Consider the following 15684-nt stretch of genomic DNA (forward strand, 5'->3'; position numbering starts at 1 on the left):
CCTTGATCACTCCTTCACCGAGCCGAGCACCAGCCCTTTGATGAAATACCGCTGCAGGAACGGGTACACGAGCAGTACCGGCAGCGCCCCGATGAAAATTTGCGCCGCGTTGATCGTTTTCTGCGAGAGCAGTTCCATCTCCTCGATCGTGAAGTTCATCGAGCTCATGTCCCGCGAGACGATGACCGTCTGCAGATAGGTCGCGAGCGGATAGTCTTCCTTCCGGCTCAGGTACAGCAGCCCGTCGAACCACGAGTTCCAGTGCCAGACGCCGGCGAACAGCCCGAGCGTCGCCAGCGCGGGCAGCGACAGCGGCAGATAGATGCGGAACAGGACGCCGAAATGGCTCGCCCCGTCAATGAACGCCGCTTCCTCAAGCGCCCGCGGCACGCCGCGGAAGAAGTTCATCATGAGCACGATCAGCCAGACGTTCACCATCGCCGGAATGATGAGCACCGCGAATTTGTTCATCAGCCCGAGCTTCAGAATGAGAATGTAGAACGGCACGAGTCCGCCGTTGAAAATCATCGTGAACACGAACGCCCAGGCGTACACCGGCCGGCCGCGGAATTCGCGGGTCTCCTTCGACAGCGGATACGCTGCGAGCACGGTGACGAGCAGGATGAGCGCCGTGCCGAGCACGGTCCGCATCACGGAAATCCAGACCGAACCGAGAAAATAGGGGTTGTTGATCGTCGCCTTGTACGCCTCGAGCGAAAAGTCGACCGGCCACAGCCCGACCAGGTTGCCGTCCGCCGCCGCCTTCGAACTGAGCGAGACGGCCAGCACGTGCAGGAGCGGAATGACGCAGATGACGGCGAGCGCCGAGAGGAACGCGGTATTGAAGACGCTGAAGATGCGGTACGGCAACGTTTTGTGGTACATGGCGCCCCCTCCTCAGAATACCCGGTAGTTGGCGTATTGGTAAGCGAGCCGGTACGCCCCGACGATGAGCACCATGCTGACGACCGACTTGAACAGGCCGACGGCGGTGGCGAATCCGAAGTTGCCTTCGAGGATCGCCGTCCGGTAGACGAACGTGTCGATGATATCGCCCTTGTTCATCACCATGCTGTTGTACAGGTTGAAGATCTGGTCGAATCCGGCGTTCAAAATGTTCCCGAGCGACAGCGTCCCGACGACGATCGCCATCGGCAAGAGCGACGGAATCGTAATGTGCAGCGTCTGCTTCCACCGGCTCGCGCCGTCCACCTCCGCCGCCTCGTACAGGGCCGGGTCGACGTTCGCAAGCGCCGCGATGAAGACGATCGTGCCGTAGCCGAACTCTTTCCAGACGTCGGAGACGATGACCGTGAACCGGAACCAGTCGCCGTGCATCAGGAACGGGATCGGGCCGATCCCGATCGCTCCGAGCACCCGGTTGACGAAACCGCCGTCCGTCGACAGGAAGTTGACCAGAATGCCGCCCAGAATGACCCAGGACAGAAAATGCGGCAGATACACCATCGTCTGGATCGTGCGGGTCAGCAGCCGGATGCGCACCTCGTTCAGCAGAATCGCGAAAATCAACGGCACGAGCAGGTTGAAGACGATTTTGAATACGGAAATGATCAGCGTGTTCCAGATGACCTGCAGGCTGTCCTCCCGCTCGAACAACGCGCGGAAATGATCCAGGCCGATCCACGGCGAATGGTCGAAGCCGAGCCAAGGTTTATAGTCCATGAACGCCATGACGATGCCGCCGAGCGGCACATAGTTGAACACGACCAGTCCCGCCAGCGCGGGCAGCAGCATGAGGTGCAGCGGCCAGGTCCGCCTCAAGGTGGGTCTCATCCCTTCTGCCTCCCCGTTGCGAAGCGCTGCAGGCGCTCCGCTTGAATCGCGAAAGAAGGGGAACCGGAGGCTTCAGGCCTCCGGTTCCGCGCGCGTCCGCAGCCGGTCCGACCGGGCGCGGACGCGGAACTGTCTGCATTGCGGTCTTTTACTTCGTCTGGTTGTACCAATCGTTGACTTCTTTCGTCATCTGGTCGCCGCCGGAGCTTTTCCACGTCTGGACGAATTTGTCGAACTCGTCGAGGCTCTTCTGTCCGTAGATGATCTCGCTGAATGTCTGAAGCTCGATCTTCTTCAGATAGTCGAGTTTCGACGTCATCGTCGGCGTCGGCGGACCGCTGAACAGGTTCGTGTACGAGATGTCGGGCTGGGACATGAGCACCTTGGCGGCGGCCGGCGTCTCCGGACCGTAGTTGTTCTTCACTTCTTTTTCAAGCCGGGTCTCGGGTTCCTTGCCGTCCGCCAGCGCAAGCAGCGCCTTCATCTGCGCGTCCGGAATCCGCGCGCCGTCCCGCACGAGCCAGTAGCGGTTGATGTTGACCGGGCCGCCCGGAATGTCGTCCCCGTAGATCGGGTTGCCGCTGGCGTCAAGGTCGTAGTCGTACCCCTTGAACACCCCGATGTCCCACTGGCTGCCCGGCTCCGGATCGGCCAGCTGCTCGAACAGGTAGTTCTGGTACGTGAACAGCGCTTCCGGATGTTTCGCGTCCTTGCTGATGAGCGTCACGCCGTTCGTGAAGCGGGTGCCGTGGCGGCCCGCCTTGCCGTCCGGACCGGCCGGAATCGGGTACGGCTTCCAGACCGCGTGCGGCACGTTCTTCTCCGTATCCTGCAGCGGCCAGCCGCTCATCCAGTACGGACCGGGAATGATGCCCGCCGTGCCCGCCACCGCCGGTTCGGCCGTCTTGTTCTCGTCCCACAGCGCCGCTTCGGCCGGGATGTAGCCCAGGTCGCGCCAGCGCTTCAGCGTCTCGAGCGCCTGCTTCGCGCCGGGATGGATCGAGCCCCATGCCAGCGTGCCGTCTTCCGCGAGGTTCCATTGCTCCGGAATCGTGCCGAACGCGCCGAACACCCAGGACGGATCGCCCATCCACGTGTTGAACGTGTTCTTGAAGCCGATGGAAAGCGGCGTCACCTGATCCGGCGACAGGCCGTCCGGATTCCGGTGCTTGAACGCGTCCATGATCGTCTCGAGGTCGTCCAGCGTCTTCGGCGCCTCGAGGTTCAGCTTGTCCATCCAGTCCTGCCGGATCCAGAGCAGGTAGTCGTGGTTGTAGGCGTAGTCCAGCACCGGGATGCCCATCCGCTTGCCGTCGCGGATATAAGGATCCCAGACGTGCGGGTCGAGCGCCATCGCCTGCTTCCATTTCTCGTTCGCGTACGCGTCGAACAGCGACCCGACTTCGCGGAACAGGCCGGAGTCGATCAGATCGTGGGCGAGCTGCTCGTCGCCGATCGTGACGACGTCGGGCATCTGCTGGCCGGACGCCAGGGCCAGGCGCATCTTCGTGACGAACGCGTTGTTCGTGTCGGTGACCGACCAGAGCGTTTCGACCTTGATGCCGAGCGTCTCGAGCGCCCACCGGGTCGCGACGTTGTTCTCGATCGTCTCGCCGTTCTTGAACTGCAGCGCCGGGTCCACGCCCCACACCGTCGTAATCGTGACCGGCGGATCGTACTTGTCTCTGTAAGGGTTTTCATCCTGCCCATCGGATGAACCGGAATTCGAGCTTGCGTTCGGAGATGCAGAAGACGCCGGGGATTGCGATCCTCCGCCCTCCGCCGGGCCGCCCTTGTCCCGCGAGCCGCCGCAAGCCGATATCAGCGCCGCCGCGAGCACGAGGACCAGCGCGGCGGACCACCATTTCCGCATGCCGGTTTTCATGTTTCCCTCCCCCAATCGCCTTAAGGATGATGCACCTTGCCGGTGTCTGCTTTTCATTATAGGAAGGAGGCTTCGGTGAACCTATGGCGCGATGTCAACATTTCCGCACCTTTGGCAATCATTTGACGGCCGCTAACGCTCGCGGTATTCGAGCGGTGTCATGCCGAAATGCTTCTTGAACATCTTGCTGAAATATTGCGGGTTCTGGTAGCCAAGCTCGGCCGTGATCTCGTAGATTTTGCGGTTGGTGTGGGCAAGCAGCCAGCGGGCGCGCTCCATTTTGACCCGGATGATGTAGTCGCCGAGGCTCTCGCCGGTCTCGCTCTTGAACAGCTTGGACAGGTAGACGGGATGCAGGTACACCCGCTCCGCGATCGACCGGACCGAGATGTCCCCGGTCTCGGCCATGACCATCTCCTGCACCTGCCGGACGATGCGGCTCTTGATGTCGCGCTCGTTCTCCGTAAGCTGCCGCCGCAGACTGTCCAGCGTATCGAGCGCCCAGGCCCGCACTTTGTCCGCCGCAAGCAGCAGCGGGGGATCGAGCAGCGGATCGAGGCCCGACCGGTCAATCCGGTGGAACAGCACGCCCCGCTTGTGTGCCAGGTACAAGTAGGCGCTCGCGATCGACAGGAACGCTTCGTACAGGTGCTCGCGGGTGGCGGACATCCGCTCCAGCGAGTCGAACACCTCGCCGATTTTGTCCGCGGCCGCCCGCCAGTTCCGCGACTCGAGCAATTGGATGAGCGTCGGCGGCCGGTACAGGCTCTCGAGCGTCGTCACGGCGGCCGGGTCGTGCGGCGCCTCCTCCTGAAACAGGATCTGTCCGCCGCCGTCTTCCCGGTGCCGGAACAGCTCGGTGAGCGCCGCGCGGTAGGCGCCCGCCAGCTCGTCGGGGAACACGAACCAGGGCGAGATGACGATGGAGATGTCGCCCTTGAGATAATGGCGCACCTGCCGGTGGAACTCGCGGGCGAGCGGCTCAAGCTGCGCCTTGACCGGCAGCCCGGCCTCGCCGGCCGCCGTCCCGTCCCGCGGAGCGGCGAGCAGCATGACGCCGTCGTGCGGCGCCTTGCCGTGCCAGACGCGGAACCCCGGGGCGAACACTTCCTCGGCGATGTTGCCGACGGCGTACTCGATCAGGGACAGCGATTCCGCATCGTAATCGGCGAACGGGCGGCCGAGCGTCACCAGCATGAGCAGCGCCATGCCGCCCGGCTCGAGCGGGATGCCGTACTCGCGGAGCCGGTCCTCCAACCGGCGCCGCGGCCACGGCCTGCCGAGCGCCAGCCCGCGGATCAGATCGCCGCTGATGATCGAGCGGTCCGAATTGAGGCGGTAGCGCATCCGATGGAGCTGCTCGGCCTCGGCCCATTCGTCGCGCAGCGAATCGACGGCGCCCGCGATGCTGCGCATGAACTCCTCGTCGTTCACCGGCTTCAGGATATAGTCGAACGCCTGCAGACGGATCGCCCGCTTCGCGTATTCGAAGTCGGAATAGCCGGTGAGCAGCAGGCAGCGCACGTTCGGCCAGCGCGCGTTCACCTGTTCAATCAGCTCGAGGCCGTCCATCTCCGGCATCCGGATATCGGTGACGAGGATGTCAATCGGTCGCTCCTCGAGCAGGCGGAGCGCTTCGATCCCGGAGGAAGCGGCGCACACTTCGCTGATGCCGAGCGATTCCCAGGGAATCGTCGCGTTCAAGCTGTCGATGATATAGGGCTCGTCGTCGACCAGAAGCAGTTCGATCAAGGCAGTTCCCTCGCTTTCGCATGGACATGGGGGATCGGACGGGCGGCTTCGCCGTATGCATCCTCGTCCGCGGCAGATTCGGCCGCGGGGGTCTCCGCGCTGGCCGCGGCGTCGGTGGCGGCGGCGGTCACCGCATCGGGCGTGCCGGAGGCGGCATGGCCAGCGAGCCGCCACTCCAGCACGATCCGCAGCCCGCCGAGCGGGGAAGGCTCCATCCGCATTCCGGCGTCCGGGCCGTAACGGAGATATAGCCGCTGATTCACGTTCCAGAGGCCGCAGCCGGCCCGCTCGTCCATCGGTTCGGCCAGCCGGCGCATCAGATGGCTGCGCGCCTCCTCATTCAGCCCCTTGCCGTTGTCGTCCACGGTCACGCGGCATACGCCGTCCGCTTCGCCGACCGCGATGCGGATCAGCCCTTCGCCGCCGTTCGCTTCGATTCCATGCCGCACCGCGTTCTCGGCGAGCGGCTGGATGAGCAGCGGCGGCACGTGCAGGTGGCGCAGCCGGGACGGCAGTTCGATCGTGAACGTCAGCCGGCTGCGGCGCAGCTTGTGAATCTCCAGATAGCTGCCGACGAACTGCAGCTCCTCCTCCAAGGTGACGAAATCCCGCTCCTGGCGCGTCGCGTATCGGAAGTAGCTCGACAGGTTCTCGGCCATCGCGATGATCGCCTGGTAGTTTTTCATTTTCGCCATGCTGCTGATGAAGGAGATGCTGTTGTGGAAAAAATGCGGGTTGATCTGCGACTGGAGCTGCTTCAGCCGGGCTTCCTGGACGCGCAGCCGCTCCAGATACACCCGGTTAAACAGTTCCTGGATCTGCTCCACCATGGAGTTGAAGCGCTGGAAGACGAACGCGAACTCGCTCTTGCCGCGCGGTTTCAGTCGCACGGTGTAATCTTCGAGCTTCAGCCGCTGGAAGCTCGTCACGAGCTGCTTCAGCGGCGACTGCACCTGGGCGTAGAGAATGTAGGCCATGACGCAGCCCATCAGCAGCAGGGAGCCGACGGATACGTAGAACAGCAGGTTCGTCCGCTTGATCGGCTGCATGACCTCCGCCAGCGGAATATAGTCGATCAGATACCATTCCGCGATGCCGGATTTCTGCAGATAGACGAGGTACGGCTGGCCGTCCAGGGTGACGGTCCGGCTGCCCGTGGACAGTTCTCCCTCTTCTTCGAGCAGTTCCACCAGCCTGTCCGCAGCGGCGTTGTCCGCCGTGCTGTTGTAGACGGCGCCGACGCCCGGCACGTAGTAGAACGGATCGCGGCGGTCGCCGATTTTGAACTGGTCGAGCATGTGGACGAGATTGGAGCTGTCGAATTGCACTTCGATGACGAGGTTGACGTTGTGCAGACGGTCCTCGGTGACGTACGGGGAAATGGTGAACAGCGAGAAAAGATACCGCCCGCCCTCCGCCGGCTCCACATGCCAACCCGGCTTCAGCCGCCGGGTCAGTTCGTCGGGATCGTAGGGCGCCGCATTGCTGCTCGTCAGCACGCGGCCGAGCACGGGCGAGTAAATGGACAGCGTGCTGCTCCAGTTGGAGGAGTTCTCCTGGATGCTCAGCTTGCGTTGAATGCGCTTTACCAGCATGATCTGGTCAAGCCCGAGCGCGGGGCCCGGGCTTTCGAAGGTGTGCCGGAGTTCCGTGATGTCGGGGTCGTGCATGAGCAGGTTCGGCCACATCGCGATCGACTGGATCGTCGTGTCGGCCTGATGCTGGAAGAACGCGAGACGGTTCGCGTTCGAGTCGTTCAGTTCGTCCCGCAGCACGTCGGTGCTGATCCGGTTGGACAGCACGTACAGGGCCACGATCGGCACCAGCAGGGCGAAAAGAATCAGCGCGATCTTCTTGAAGAGATTGTGCTTCGGCATGACATTCCCACCGTCCGTCGTCGCTTGCCCCGGGAAGGCGAAAAGAGGCTGCCCGGACATCCCCGGGGCAACCTCCCGTTTATCTGGCCTTTCTATTCAGAATAAACGATCTTGCGGCTTTGGAATAGGGCGGAAATGCAAGTTTTGTGATGTTTTTTCAATGTGCCCGGCGCCCGAACAATATCACGAGGCCGGATATCAGCATCCAGGCCAGCATCGGGTAAGCGGCGACCCGCTCCATGCCGCCGAGGCCCCATCCGAGATCGTTGCCGGTGAAGAAGAGCGCCGCCCCGGCAATGCCGGCCGCGCCGAGAACCGGCGCCGTCCACCGAAGCCGCCGCGGCTCCGCGGGCATGGCCGGACCGAGCGCCAGCCCGATATTCCCCAGGATCATGATGAGCAGCGCGCCGAGCACATGCCGGTTTTCGTTCACGTCGGCCGGCCAGACTCCCGCGAGAATCCAGCCCGCGCCGGCCGCGAGCAGTAGCGCGCCCGCCGTCCAGGTCCGCGCCGATCCCGCCCGCCGGAGGGAAACCGCGGCAAGCCCGATGAGCATGGCCGCACCCTGGATGACGAAGCCCGCGTTCATCGCATCGTGCCGCGGCGAGCAGACGAAGCGCCGGTCATCGCCCCAGGGCTGGCAATAGACGTTGCCCAGGTCGCTGATGTTGTTGGCCGCCCAGCTGTAGTCCGGATTCTTCCACGCGGCCTCCGCATAGAGATGCAGGGCGAAAAACAGCGCGACTCCCGCCAGCCAGACGAGCGCGCCGAACCGGTCCGGCCATTGAAGCCTCCTGTTTCCGGTCGGTTGTTGCGCCATAGACATACCTCCTGTCATGGAACATTCAGCTTCAATCTAAACCGAATCATTCCGGAGACGCACCGACCGCGGGTCCGGTTCCGGGCCGGACCCGCGTCCAGTGTGCGGCGGCTGCGGGGGTACGGCCGGAGAAACCGTGCCATTCCGGCTCTTCGAAAAACAACGCTGGTTCCGGGATGCATTCCATAGTAAAATAACCCTGAGTTTGGTAACCCTTTCACATGACGGGAGGCCGTGCCATGATTGAACTTGCCTTTGCCCTCCGGATGGTGGAGGACTTGAAGCCGGAGCTGACCTCGTACTGTTACCGGATGCTCGGCTCCATGGATGACGCCGACGACGCGGTGCAGGAGACAAGCATCCGCGTATGGCAGCGCTGGGATACGTTTCGCGGGGAATCTTCCTTCAAAACGTGGGTTTACCGCATCGCCACCAACCTGTGCCTGGACAAATTGAGACAGGCGAAACGGCGCGTGCTTCCCGTCGACGTGTACGATCCGGCGGTCACAATCGCGGAGCCCCGCGACACGCTGCCGGAAACGTCCTGGGTCTGGCCCGCTCCCGAGTTCGCGGACCAGCCGGAGGAGACCGCCATTCGCAGAGACACCCTTCAGCTTTGTTTCATTGCCCTGCTGCAGACGCTGCCTCCCCGGCAGCGGGCGGTCCTGATTCTGAAAGACGTCTTCGAATGGTCCGCCAAAGAGATCGCCGATGCGCTGGACATGTCGGCCGCGGCGGTGAACAGCGCGCTGCAAAGAGCCAGGGGAACGATGGAGCAGGCGCAGCTTCGCTCCCACTCGTTCAGCGCGGAATCGTCCGCTCCCGACCGCGAGCTGCTGTCGCGGTACATGGAGGCCTTCGAACGGTTCGATATCGATGCGCTGGTCTCGCTGTTCCATGAAGAAGGCAGCATGTCCATGCCGCCGTTCACGATGTGGGTGCAGGGCCGCGACCATCTGTCCCGGTTCTTCGCGCTTACGCGCCATCATTGCGAGGGTTCCCGTTTTATACCGATCACGGTTAACGGCGGGTATCCCGCCCTCGCGCAGTACGTGCCGGACCCGGAATCGTCCTCGCGGGTTCCCTGGGGCATTCACGTCATTGAAATGAAAGACGGCAAAATATTGCACATTCAAAATTTTATCAATCGAAATTTGTTTGCCCGGTTCGGGCTTCCCGATCCGCTCGACCGATGAATTCCGCGAGCCGGCTCCGTCTATAGTGGTGAAAACGCAAATAAAGCGCCAATTTGAAAGGAGCGTTCAGCATGGCAACGAACAGCCGGACGAGGATCACGGTGCAGACGGTCGTCAAAGCCCCGGTGGGGAAAGTCTGGAAGTATTGGAACGAGCCGGAGCACATCACGCATTGGAGCTTCGCTTCGAATGACTGGCATGCGCCGTCCGCGATCAACGATCTGCGCCCCGGCGGAAAGCTGATTGTGCGGATGGAAGCGAAGGACGGCAGCGCGGGCTTCGACTTCGGCGGAACCTACGATGTTGTGAAGGAGCATGAGGAAATTTCCTTCACGATGGGCGACGGCCGAAGAGTCGACATCGTGTTCACCGCGCAGGGGGATGAAACGAAGATCACGGAGACGTTCGACGCCGAAAACACGTACCCCCTCGAATTTCAGCAGGCGGGCTGGCAATCCATCCTGGACAATTTCAAACGGCACGCGGAGCAGCACTGAGCCGATCCGAAAAAGGGCGTCCCCGGGGGGCGCCCTTTTTCTGTGTGTGCATGGGGGGACGGCGGCCGCATTATTCGGCCGACCGCTGCGATTCCAGCACTTGTCTCAGCACCGTCAGCGCATTCGCGGCACGCGGCCATCCGGCGTAGAACGCCAGATGCGTGATGGCTTCCGCCAGCTCTTCCCCGCTCAGCCCGTTCTCCTGCGCAAGACGCAGATGGAACGGCAGTTGCTCGGGCGTGCCGCCCGCGACCAAGGCGGAGACCGTCAGCAGGCTGCGGTCGCGCAGGGACAGCTGCTCCCGGCGCCACAAGTCGCCGAACAGCACCTGTTCGGTATAGTCCGCGAACGCGTCCGCGACCCCGCCGAACGTTTCCCGGACGCTAGAAGGAATCAACCGATGCGCCATGGGCCGCCCGCTCCTTCCCTTGCGCGATTTCCAGCATCTGCGCCACACCGTTACCGAAGGTCCGGTCCTCGTATTCCGTTCCGGCTGATGATCGAATTGATTCGGGAGGAGACGGCAAACGGAAGCCGCCTTAATTGACAGGCCGCTTCAATTTTATATATTATATTTGCATACCGAACGGTATTTAATTGACATTCCGGTCAGGTTGGGAGGCGCGCGATTGAACGTCAGGGACAAAGTCGTCGAAGCTGCGGAGCGGCTGGCCCGCACACGGCCTTATGATCGCATCACCTATGCCGACATCGCCAAGGAAGCCGGCGTGCATTGGACGGCCGTGCGCAGGCATCTCGGGGGCCGGCAGGACATGCGGAACTGGCTGCAGCGCCTGCAGACGGCGCTGGAGACGCCGCCGGCGGATACGCGCACGCGCATCCTGGAGGCGGGGGCGGCCGTGTTCGCCCGGCTCGGCTACCCCAACACGTCGCTGGACAAAGTCGCCACCGAGGCGGGTCTGACCAAAGGCGCGGTGTACTGGCATTTCTCGAGCAAGCAGGATCTGTTCCTCGCCATTCTGGATCATCACCTGAACCGGCAACTGCGGCTGCTGCCCCGTCAGCTCGACCAGACGCTGCAGTCCGCGGACCCCGAAGCCGCGCTGGCGGATTGGCTGGCCTCCCAGCTCTGCCTCCCCGGCGAGGAAGACGGCCGCCCGATGCTGTTTCTGGAATTCGTCACGTCAAGCCGGGAGCCGGAAGTGCGCGAGCGGCTGCGGAAGGTGCACGGCCTGATGCTGGACGGAGCGTCCGCTTACATGCAGGAAATTCAGCGCAGAGGATGGATCCGGCCCGACCTCGATCCGCAAGCGGTCGCCCTCATGGTCGACGCGCTGCTGAAAGGGCTGGTCGTGGAATGGCTGATCGATCCCGAACGCGTCCGGTCGAAAGAGCTGTTCCGGACGATGGCCCGTCTGCTCTGGCAAGGAATGACGCCGCAAAGATCGTAGATTTTTTGCGGCATTTTATTCGGTTTAAACATACCAATTGGTATGTTAATCACATACTTAAAAGAATGCCTGAAGAGGAGGATCCCCATGTGGATGGTACTGCTTACGGTCATCCTGCTGACCGGCTTGATCGCGGCGATGCTGCTGTACAACCGCATCCGTTCCGCACAGGCGGAGGCCGCTTTTCCTCCGGCCGGATCGTTCATTACCGTCGAAGGGACGAGGCTGCACTATATCCGCAAAGGCGAGGGAACGCCGGTCGTGCTGCTGCATGGCGGAGTACTGTGGGCGAACGATTTTGAACAGGTGGTGGAACGGGCCGCGGCCTGCGGGTATGAGGCCATCGCGTTCGACCGCCCGGGCTACGGCTACAGCGAGCGGCCGCCGCGGACGACGCCGGCCGACCAGGCGAGGCTCATTCACGGCGCGCTGAAGCAGATGGGCGTGGAAAAGCCGATCATCGTCGGCCATTCCTGGAGCGGGCTGCTGGCGCTGACCTACGCGCTTCACTATCCGGACGACGTGTCCGGTGTCGTCACGCTTGCAGGGGCGATGTACAAGGAGGGCTATCCCGCGGAGAACGGCGACCCAATCTCCCGTTTGGCCACCGCGCCCGTGGTCGGAACGATCTTCCTGAACACGGTGCCGGGAAGTCCGCTCGGCACGGCGCTCGCCCGCTCTTCGGTCAGGCAGACGTTCGCCCCCGAACCGGCGCCGGAAGGGTACCGGGAAGCGGCGCTGGCGCTATGGCTCCGGCCCGGCCAGTTCCGGGCGAACCGGGAAGACATTCTCGCGTTCCCGTCCGCCGCGCTGGAGGCCGGCCGGCGTTATCGCGAGATCCGCTGCCCGGTCGTCATCGTCGTCGGCGGGGAAGATCCGTTCGGGACCCGGGAACAGGCCGCCCGGCTGAGACGGGATATCCCCCATGCCGAGCTGAGGGAAATCCCGCATGTCGCGCACATGATTCCGCAGCTTCATCCGGAGCTGGCGCTCGAGGCGATCGACAGGGCGCGGGAACTGTCCGGGGCCGCGGCGGTCAAATCCATTTCTTCAGAAACACGCGGAGCCCGGTGCGGTGAGCCCAGATCATGAGCGCGATGTTCGCGCACCAGCCCCAGAAGATGGCGGCGGGATACGAGCGCTGATGCAGCCAGACGGAGACGGCGAACATGCCGATGACGACCTGGAAGCTGTCCGCCTCGGACGAGACCGGGCGCCAGCCGTTGAGCGCGCGGCCGACCACGAGCAGCACGGCCAGGATGACGGCGTAGACCAACGTCACTTCGAACGCCGTGAGCGCGCTCCAGACGCCGAAGGTGACGGCGATTCCCTTGCCGCCGCGAAAACGGAGGAACGGCGAGAACAGGTGGCCGAGCACCGGCGCGGCGGCGATCGGAATGAGCGCCGGATCGTCCGGGTGGATGACGCCGGTCTGCAGGCATACCGCGACGGGAACGAACCCTTTGAGAAAATCGAGGATGACGGCCAGCAGCCCGAAACGGTACCCGGCCGCCTGCCACAGATTGAACGCGCCGGGATTGCCGTCGCCGATGGCGCGCAGGTCGACGCGGGCGATTTTCCCGAGCAGATGGGCGTACATGACGGACCCGGACAGGAAACCGAGGATGAACCAGAGCCCGAGCGCCATCATGCGTCCCTCCCGCTTCCCAGTTGGATTTGCCGGCCTTTCCAGGTGACGCGGCCGAGCCATGCCGTCTGATAGAGCGAATACAGCATGACGGCGGCAAAGAACAGCGAAGGGAAGAGATGCAGCACCGGCATGAGCAGGCCGAACGTCCCCGCAACCCGCGACATTCGGTACAGCTGCGCCGCATAGAGGATGAAGCCGGCCGCAAGCACCCAATCCAGCCAGAAGAAGAGACTCGTCAAGAACATGCCGATCATCCACAGCGCGCACAGGAGCACCGTCATCCGGCTCACGACGGCCATGCTTGGCACCGCGCTCTTCGCGAATCCTTCGGCGGCTTGGCGGATACCCCCGGGATACATGCGATAAGAGACCAGATCGCCGCCGAGATAATGAACGAGCGGAACACCCGTTGCCTTGCAGCGCGCGCCGAGCGCCAGGTCGTCGATGACCTCGGAGCGGATGCCGGCATGGCCGCCCGCCCGCAGGTAATCGGCGCGCGAGATCACAATGCAGGGGCCGTACAGCCCCTGGCGCGGGTTGTTCGCCTCATAAGGCGACATGAAGACGAAAATGCCGAGCATGTTGAACACGAGCGACAGCTTCTCGGCCGGCGTCGGCACGACATGGTACGGGACGACCGAGACGGCGCCTCCCGTTTGCTCTCTTGCTGATGCAAGCGCTTCCAACCCCCGGGGCGCCAGCCGCACATCGGCGTCCAGAAAGACGACGATGTCCCCGGTCGTGTGATGGAAACCTTCCCAGAGCGCCCAGTTCTTCCCCGTCCACCCCGGCGGCAGTTCATCATGGCGTACGACGCTCGCGCCGAGACGGGCCGCAACCTCCCCGGTTCCGTCCTCGGAACCGTCGTCGACCACCACGATTTCGACGGGCGGCAGCGTCTGGTCGCGCAGTGACTCGAGCAGATGCGGCAGATTCGCCGCCTCGTTGCGGGCCGGAATGACCACCGACACCGTCTTCCGCAAAACATCCGGCGATGAATCCGCAGGCGCTTGAAGAAGTTTCTTGTCGAACAATCGCCAACCCGCCCACAGACCCGCCGCAAGCACTGCTCCGATTGCCGCTTCAAGCATCCAGTTCATCTGTCCACCGTCCCATTTCAGGATGTTCAAGCGCTGACCGCTGCCAAACCGTAAAACGGAACACGGATGGAATACAAATATTGTATCAAATCCATTGTTATTCCGGGAACCCTTCGCAAGTGCGGGCACAAGCGCAGGCAAACGAAAGACGGCGCCTCCCGTTTTCGGCACCGTCTTTTCATCCGAATTATTCCGTATAATCCTGCTGCGTATCCAGGCCGACCATCTTGGCCGCGGCATCCCACGTGACGCCGATGTTGAACGTCCGCGCGATGTCGCGGAGCTTGAAGTAGTTGTTGCCGCCGATCGTGTATGCCGTAAACTGCATTTCCCGTCCGTCCACATAGATCTTCGAACGGTTCGGCGCCGCGGTTGCGGCCATCCGGTTGTCCGATACGGCGAGTTCTCCGCCGACGGGCGTGTAGGCTTCGCCGGAAATGAGGCTGATGGCGTTGCGCGCGCCGTCCCATTTCACCTCGAACGGCTTCCCGGTCCCGCTCAGCACCATGGCAAGATCGCGCAGCTTCAAGTAGAGGTTGCCGTTGATCGCGTAGGCATCGAAGGTAACCGTCTTGCCGTCCACCGTCACGTTCGCCGTCTGCGGCAAGGCCAGGACCTCTCGATCTTCTTCCTCGGGAGCCTGCGGTTCCTGTTCCGCTTCCCCCCAATCCGTGAACATGATGTACAGATCAAGGAAATGCCACAGCAGCTCGCCGTCCCGGTTGTACGAATAGATGTCGACATGCAGCATCTCTTCCTGAAAATTCATTTCCCAGATGCTGCGGCTTACCGAGACGGTTGCCTTCCCGCCGCTCAGCTCCAGCCCTTTCCATTCCGCCGCATACCACTGTCCGGACTCGTCGCTGATCAGGATATCGAGATAGCGGGCATCCGGGTCCGACGTGATGACCTCGAACAAGCGCACATCGCCGTCGCCTTCCGGATAGTCGAAGTAATTCAGCTCGATTTCGAACGCTTCGCCATTGACCGACAGTACGGCGGGATCGCTCCCGGCGTAATGCGGGAAATAAATCTGGTAACCCGTGCTTTCATCGGCCAAATAGAACAGCTTCGATGCATCATACCCCGCGTCTTCCGGCTCCGCCGCCGCAACCACGGCAGTCTGGAGCAAGAACACCGCCAACAACAGGAGCGAAATGTTTTTCTTCATCCGGCACCTCTCTGTCTTCCGTCGTATGCGCTGTCGGTCATGCCGCCAGGCTTCTTCTTCATTATAGGATATCGGCCGTCGTGCATCACTTCATAAATCCCGCAAGCAGAACGGCTGCCAAAAATACGAGCTGCAGCAAGGTTCGCGGTAGAAGAGGGGTTGCCGGCTTCCCGGACAGCGTCAGGCGTCTGCGCGCCGCATGGACATTCGCCGGAAACATGGCCGCAAGAAGCAGCGCCAGGCCGACGGCGGCATACGGAGACACAGCGGGAATCACAATCCCGACCGCGCCGATAATTTCGAGCCAGCCGGTAAGCGTGACGAGCAGCTCCGGCTTCGGAAAGGCCGGCGGTACCATGCGGATCAAGTCGGCCGTTCATGGAGGACTACACGTATCATCTGGAGCCGGGCAACGAGCTCGTGCTCGGCGCGCACATGCTCGAGGTATGCCCGACGATCGCGGCGGACCGGCCGCGCATCGAAGTGCATCCGCTCGGCATCGGCGGCAAGGAGCCGCCGGCCCGGATGG

General features: G+C 62.8%; 15 protein-coding genes and 1 pseudogene. 5 read left to right on the forward strand and 11 right to left on the reverse strand.

What is annotated here, in order from left to right; genetic code table 11:
- Positions 1-6 precede the first annotated feature (6 nt).
- The 6 genes from KJQ12_RS06020 to KJQ12_RS06045 all read right to left on the reverse strand — a co-directional run bounded on the left by KJQ12_RS06020 (position 7) and on the right by KJQ12_RS06045 (position 8128).
- Positions 7-885: a carbohydrate ABC transporter permease gene (locus KJQ12_RS06020; RefSeq protein ID WP_213483886.1), complete on the reverse strand. Its 879-nt coding sequence runs from the start codon at positions 883-885 to the stop codon at positions 7-9.
- Positions 886-897: 12 nt separating this feature from the next.
- Positions 898-1794 carry an ABC transporter permease gene (locus KJQ12_RS06025; protein WP_015256155.1) on the reverse strand — a complete coding sequence of 299 codons (897 nt, stop codon included), beginning with the start codon at positions 1792-1794 and terminating at the stop codon, positions 898-900.
- Positions 1795-1942: 148 nt separating this feature from the next.
- Positions 1943-3679 carry an extracellular solute-binding protein gene (locus tag KJQ12_RS06030; RefSeq protein WP_015256156.1) on the reverse strand — a complete coding sequence of 579 codons (1737 nt, stop codon included), beginning with the start codon at positions 3677-3679 and terminating at the stop codon, positions 1943-1945.
- A gap of 132 nt (positions 3680-3811) precedes the next feature.
- On the reverse strand, positions 3812-5431 hold the full coding sequence (locus KJQ12_RS06035) for a response regulator (protein WP_213483887.1): 1620 nt from the start codon (positions 5429-5431) through the stop codon (positions 3812-3814).
- The gene (locus KJQ12_RS06040) at positions 5428-7308 is read right to left on the reverse strand and encodes a sensor histidine kinase (RefSeq protein WP_213483888.1); all 1881 of its coding nucleotides are present in this window, start codon (positions 7306-7308) and stop codon (positions 5428-5430) included. Before KJQ12_RS06040 ends, KJQ12_RS06035 begins: the two co-directional genes overlap by 4 nt.
- A gap of 157 nt (positions 7309-7465) precedes the next feature.
- Positions 7466-8128 carry a DUF998 domain-containing protein gene (locus KJQ12_RS06045; RefSeq protein WP_213483889.1) on the reverse strand — a complete coding sequence of 221 codons (663 nt, stop codon included), beginning with the start codon at positions 8126-8128 and terminating at the stop codon, positions 7466-7468.
- 239 nt (positions 8129-8367) lie between these two features.
- Between KJQ12_RS06045 and KJQ12_RS06050 the strand changes: the two genes are divergently transcribed.
- Positions 8368-9324, forward strand: a complete 957-nt coding sequence (locus tag KJQ12_RS06050; RefSeq protein ID WP_213483890.1) for a sigma-70 family RNA polymerase sigma factor — start codon at positions 8368-8370, stop codon at positions 9322-9324.
- A 71-nt stretch (positions 9325-9395) separates the two neighbouring features.
- Positions 9396-9821, forward strand: a complete 426-nt coding sequence (locus KJQ12_RS06055; RefSeq protein ID WP_213483891.1) for an SRPBCC family protein — start codon at positions 9396-9398, stop codon at positions 9819-9821.
- A 70-nt stretch (positions 9822-9891) separates the two neighbouring features.
- On the opposite strand, the gene KJQ12_RS06060 is transcribed toward KJQ12_RS06055, so the two are convergent.
- Positions 9892-10230: a carboxymuconolactone decarboxylase family protein gene (locus KJQ12_RS06060; RefSeq protein ID WP_213483892.1), complete on the reverse strand. Its 339-nt coding sequence runs from the start codon at positions 10228-10230 to the stop codon at positions 9892-9894.
- Between the two features lie 220 nt (positions 10231-10450).
- On the opposite strand from KJQ12_RS06060, the gene KJQ12_RS06065 reads away from it, so the two are divergent.
- Both KJQ12_RS06065 and KJQ12_RS06070 read left to right on the forward strand, forming a co-directional pair.
- A complete protein-coding gene (locus tag KJQ12_RS06065) occupies positions 10451-11233 on the forward strand; it encodes a TetR/AcrR family transcriptional regulator (RefSeq protein WP_213483893.1) in 783 nt (260 codons plus the stop codon).
- Between the two features lie 87 nt (positions 11234-11320).
- Positions 11321-12325, forward strand: coding sequence for an alpha/beta fold hydrolase (locus KJQ12_RS06070; RefSeq protein ID WP_213483894.1), 1005 nt, complete (start codon positions 11321-11323; stop codon positions 12323-12325).
- Here the strand turns inward: KJQ12_RS06070 and KJQ12_RS06075 are convergent.
- The 4 genes from KJQ12_RS06075 to KJQ12_RS06090 form a co-directional block, all read right to left on the reverse strand.
- Entirely contained in the window at positions 12270-12881 is a 612-nt protein-coding gene (locus KJQ12_RS06075; RefSeq protein ID WP_244860457.1) for a glycerol-3-phosphate acyltransferase, read from the reverse strand. The two genes, KJQ12_RS06070 and KJQ12_RS06075, sit on opposite strands and share 56 nt — an antisense overlap.
- Positions 12881-13984 carry a glycosyltransferase family 2 protein gene (locus tag KJQ12_RS06080; protein ID WP_213483896.1) on the reverse strand — a complete coding sequence of 368 codons (1104 nt, stop codon included), beginning with the start codon at positions 13982-13984 and terminating at the stop codon, positions 12881-12883. Before KJQ12_RS06080 ends, KJQ12_RS06075 begins: the two co-directional genes overlap by 1 nt.
- 187 nt (positions 13985-14171) lie before the next feature.
- On the reverse strand, positions 14172-15155 hold the full coding sequence (locus KJQ12_RS06085; RefSeq protein ID WP_213483897.1) for a stalk domain-containing protein: 984 nt from the start codon (positions 15153-15155) through the stop codon (positions 14172-14174).
- An 85-nt stretch (positions 15156-15240) separates the two neighbouring features.
- A complete protein-coding gene (locus KJQ12_RS06090; RefSeq protein ID WP_213483898.1) occupies positions 15241-15522 on the reverse strand; it encodes a DoxX family protein in 282 nt (93 codons plus the stop codon).
- On the opposite strand from KJQ12_RS06090, the pseudogene KJQ12_RS19570 reads away from it, so the two are divergent.
- Positions 15516-15684, forward strand: a pseudogene (locus KJQ12_RS19570) (L-arabinose isomerase); the annotation flags it as partial. The gene KJQ12_RS06090 and the pseudogene KJQ12_RS19570 overlap by 7 nt on opposite strands.

It is taken from the genome of Thermobacillus xylanilyticus (assembly GCF_907165215.1).
GTDB lineage: Bacteria > Bacillota > Bacilli > Paenibacillales > Paenibacillaceae > Thermobacillus > Thermobacillus xylanilyticus.

Bases quoted from the DNA above. Each gene is read 5' to 3' on its own strand.
- KJQ12_RS06045 (WP_213483889.1), bottom strand. From the start codon at position 8,128: ATGGCGCAACAACCGACCGGAAACAGGAGGCTTCAATGGCCGGACCGG.
- KJQ12_RS06075 (WP_244860457.1), bottom strand. From the start codon at position 12,881: ATGGCGCTCGGGCTCTGGTTCATCCTCGGTTTCCTGTCCGGGTCCGTC.
- KJQ12_RS06050 (WP_213483890.1), top strand. From the start codon at position 8,368: ATGATTGAACTTGCCTTTGCCCTCCGGATGGTGGAGGACTTGAAGCCG.
- KJQ12_RS06085 (WP_213483897.1), bottom strand. From the start codon at position 15,155: ATGAAGAAAAACATTTCGCTCCTGTTGTTGGCGGTGTTCTTGCTCCAG.
- KJQ12_RS06080 (WP_213483896.1), bottom strand. From the start codon at position 13,984: ATGAACTGGATGCTTGAAGCGGCAATCGGAGCAGTGCTTGCGGCGGGT.
- KJQ12_RS06030 (WP_015256156.1), bottom strand. From the start codon at position 3,679: ATGAAAACCGGCATGCGGAAATGGTGGTCCGCCGCGCTGGTCCTCGTG.
- KJQ12_RS06025 (WP_015256155.1), bottom strand. From the start codon at position 1,794: ATGAGACCCACCTTGAGGCGGACCTGGCCGCTGCACCTCATGCTGCTG.
- KJQ12_RS06055 (WP_213483891.1), top strand. From the start codon at position 9,396: ATGGCAACGAACAGCCGGACGAGGATCACGGTGCAGACGGTCGTCAAA.
- KJQ12_RS06020 (WP_213483886.1), bottom strand. From the start codon at position 885: ATGTACCACAAAACGTTGCCGTACCGCATCTTCAGCGTCTTCAATACC.
- KJQ12_RS06060 (WP_213483892.1), bottom strand. From the start codon at position 10,230: ATGGCGCATCGGTTGATTCCTTCTAGCGTCCGGGAAACGTTCGGCGGG.
- KJQ12_RS06040 (WP_213483888.1), bottom strand. From the start codon at position 7,308: ATGCCGAAGCACAATCTCTTCAAGAAGATCGCGCTGATTCTTTTCGCC.
- KJQ12_RS06070 (WP_213483894.1), top strand. From the start codon at position 11,321: ATGTGGATGGTACTGCTTACGGTCATCCTGCTGACCGGCTTGATCGCG.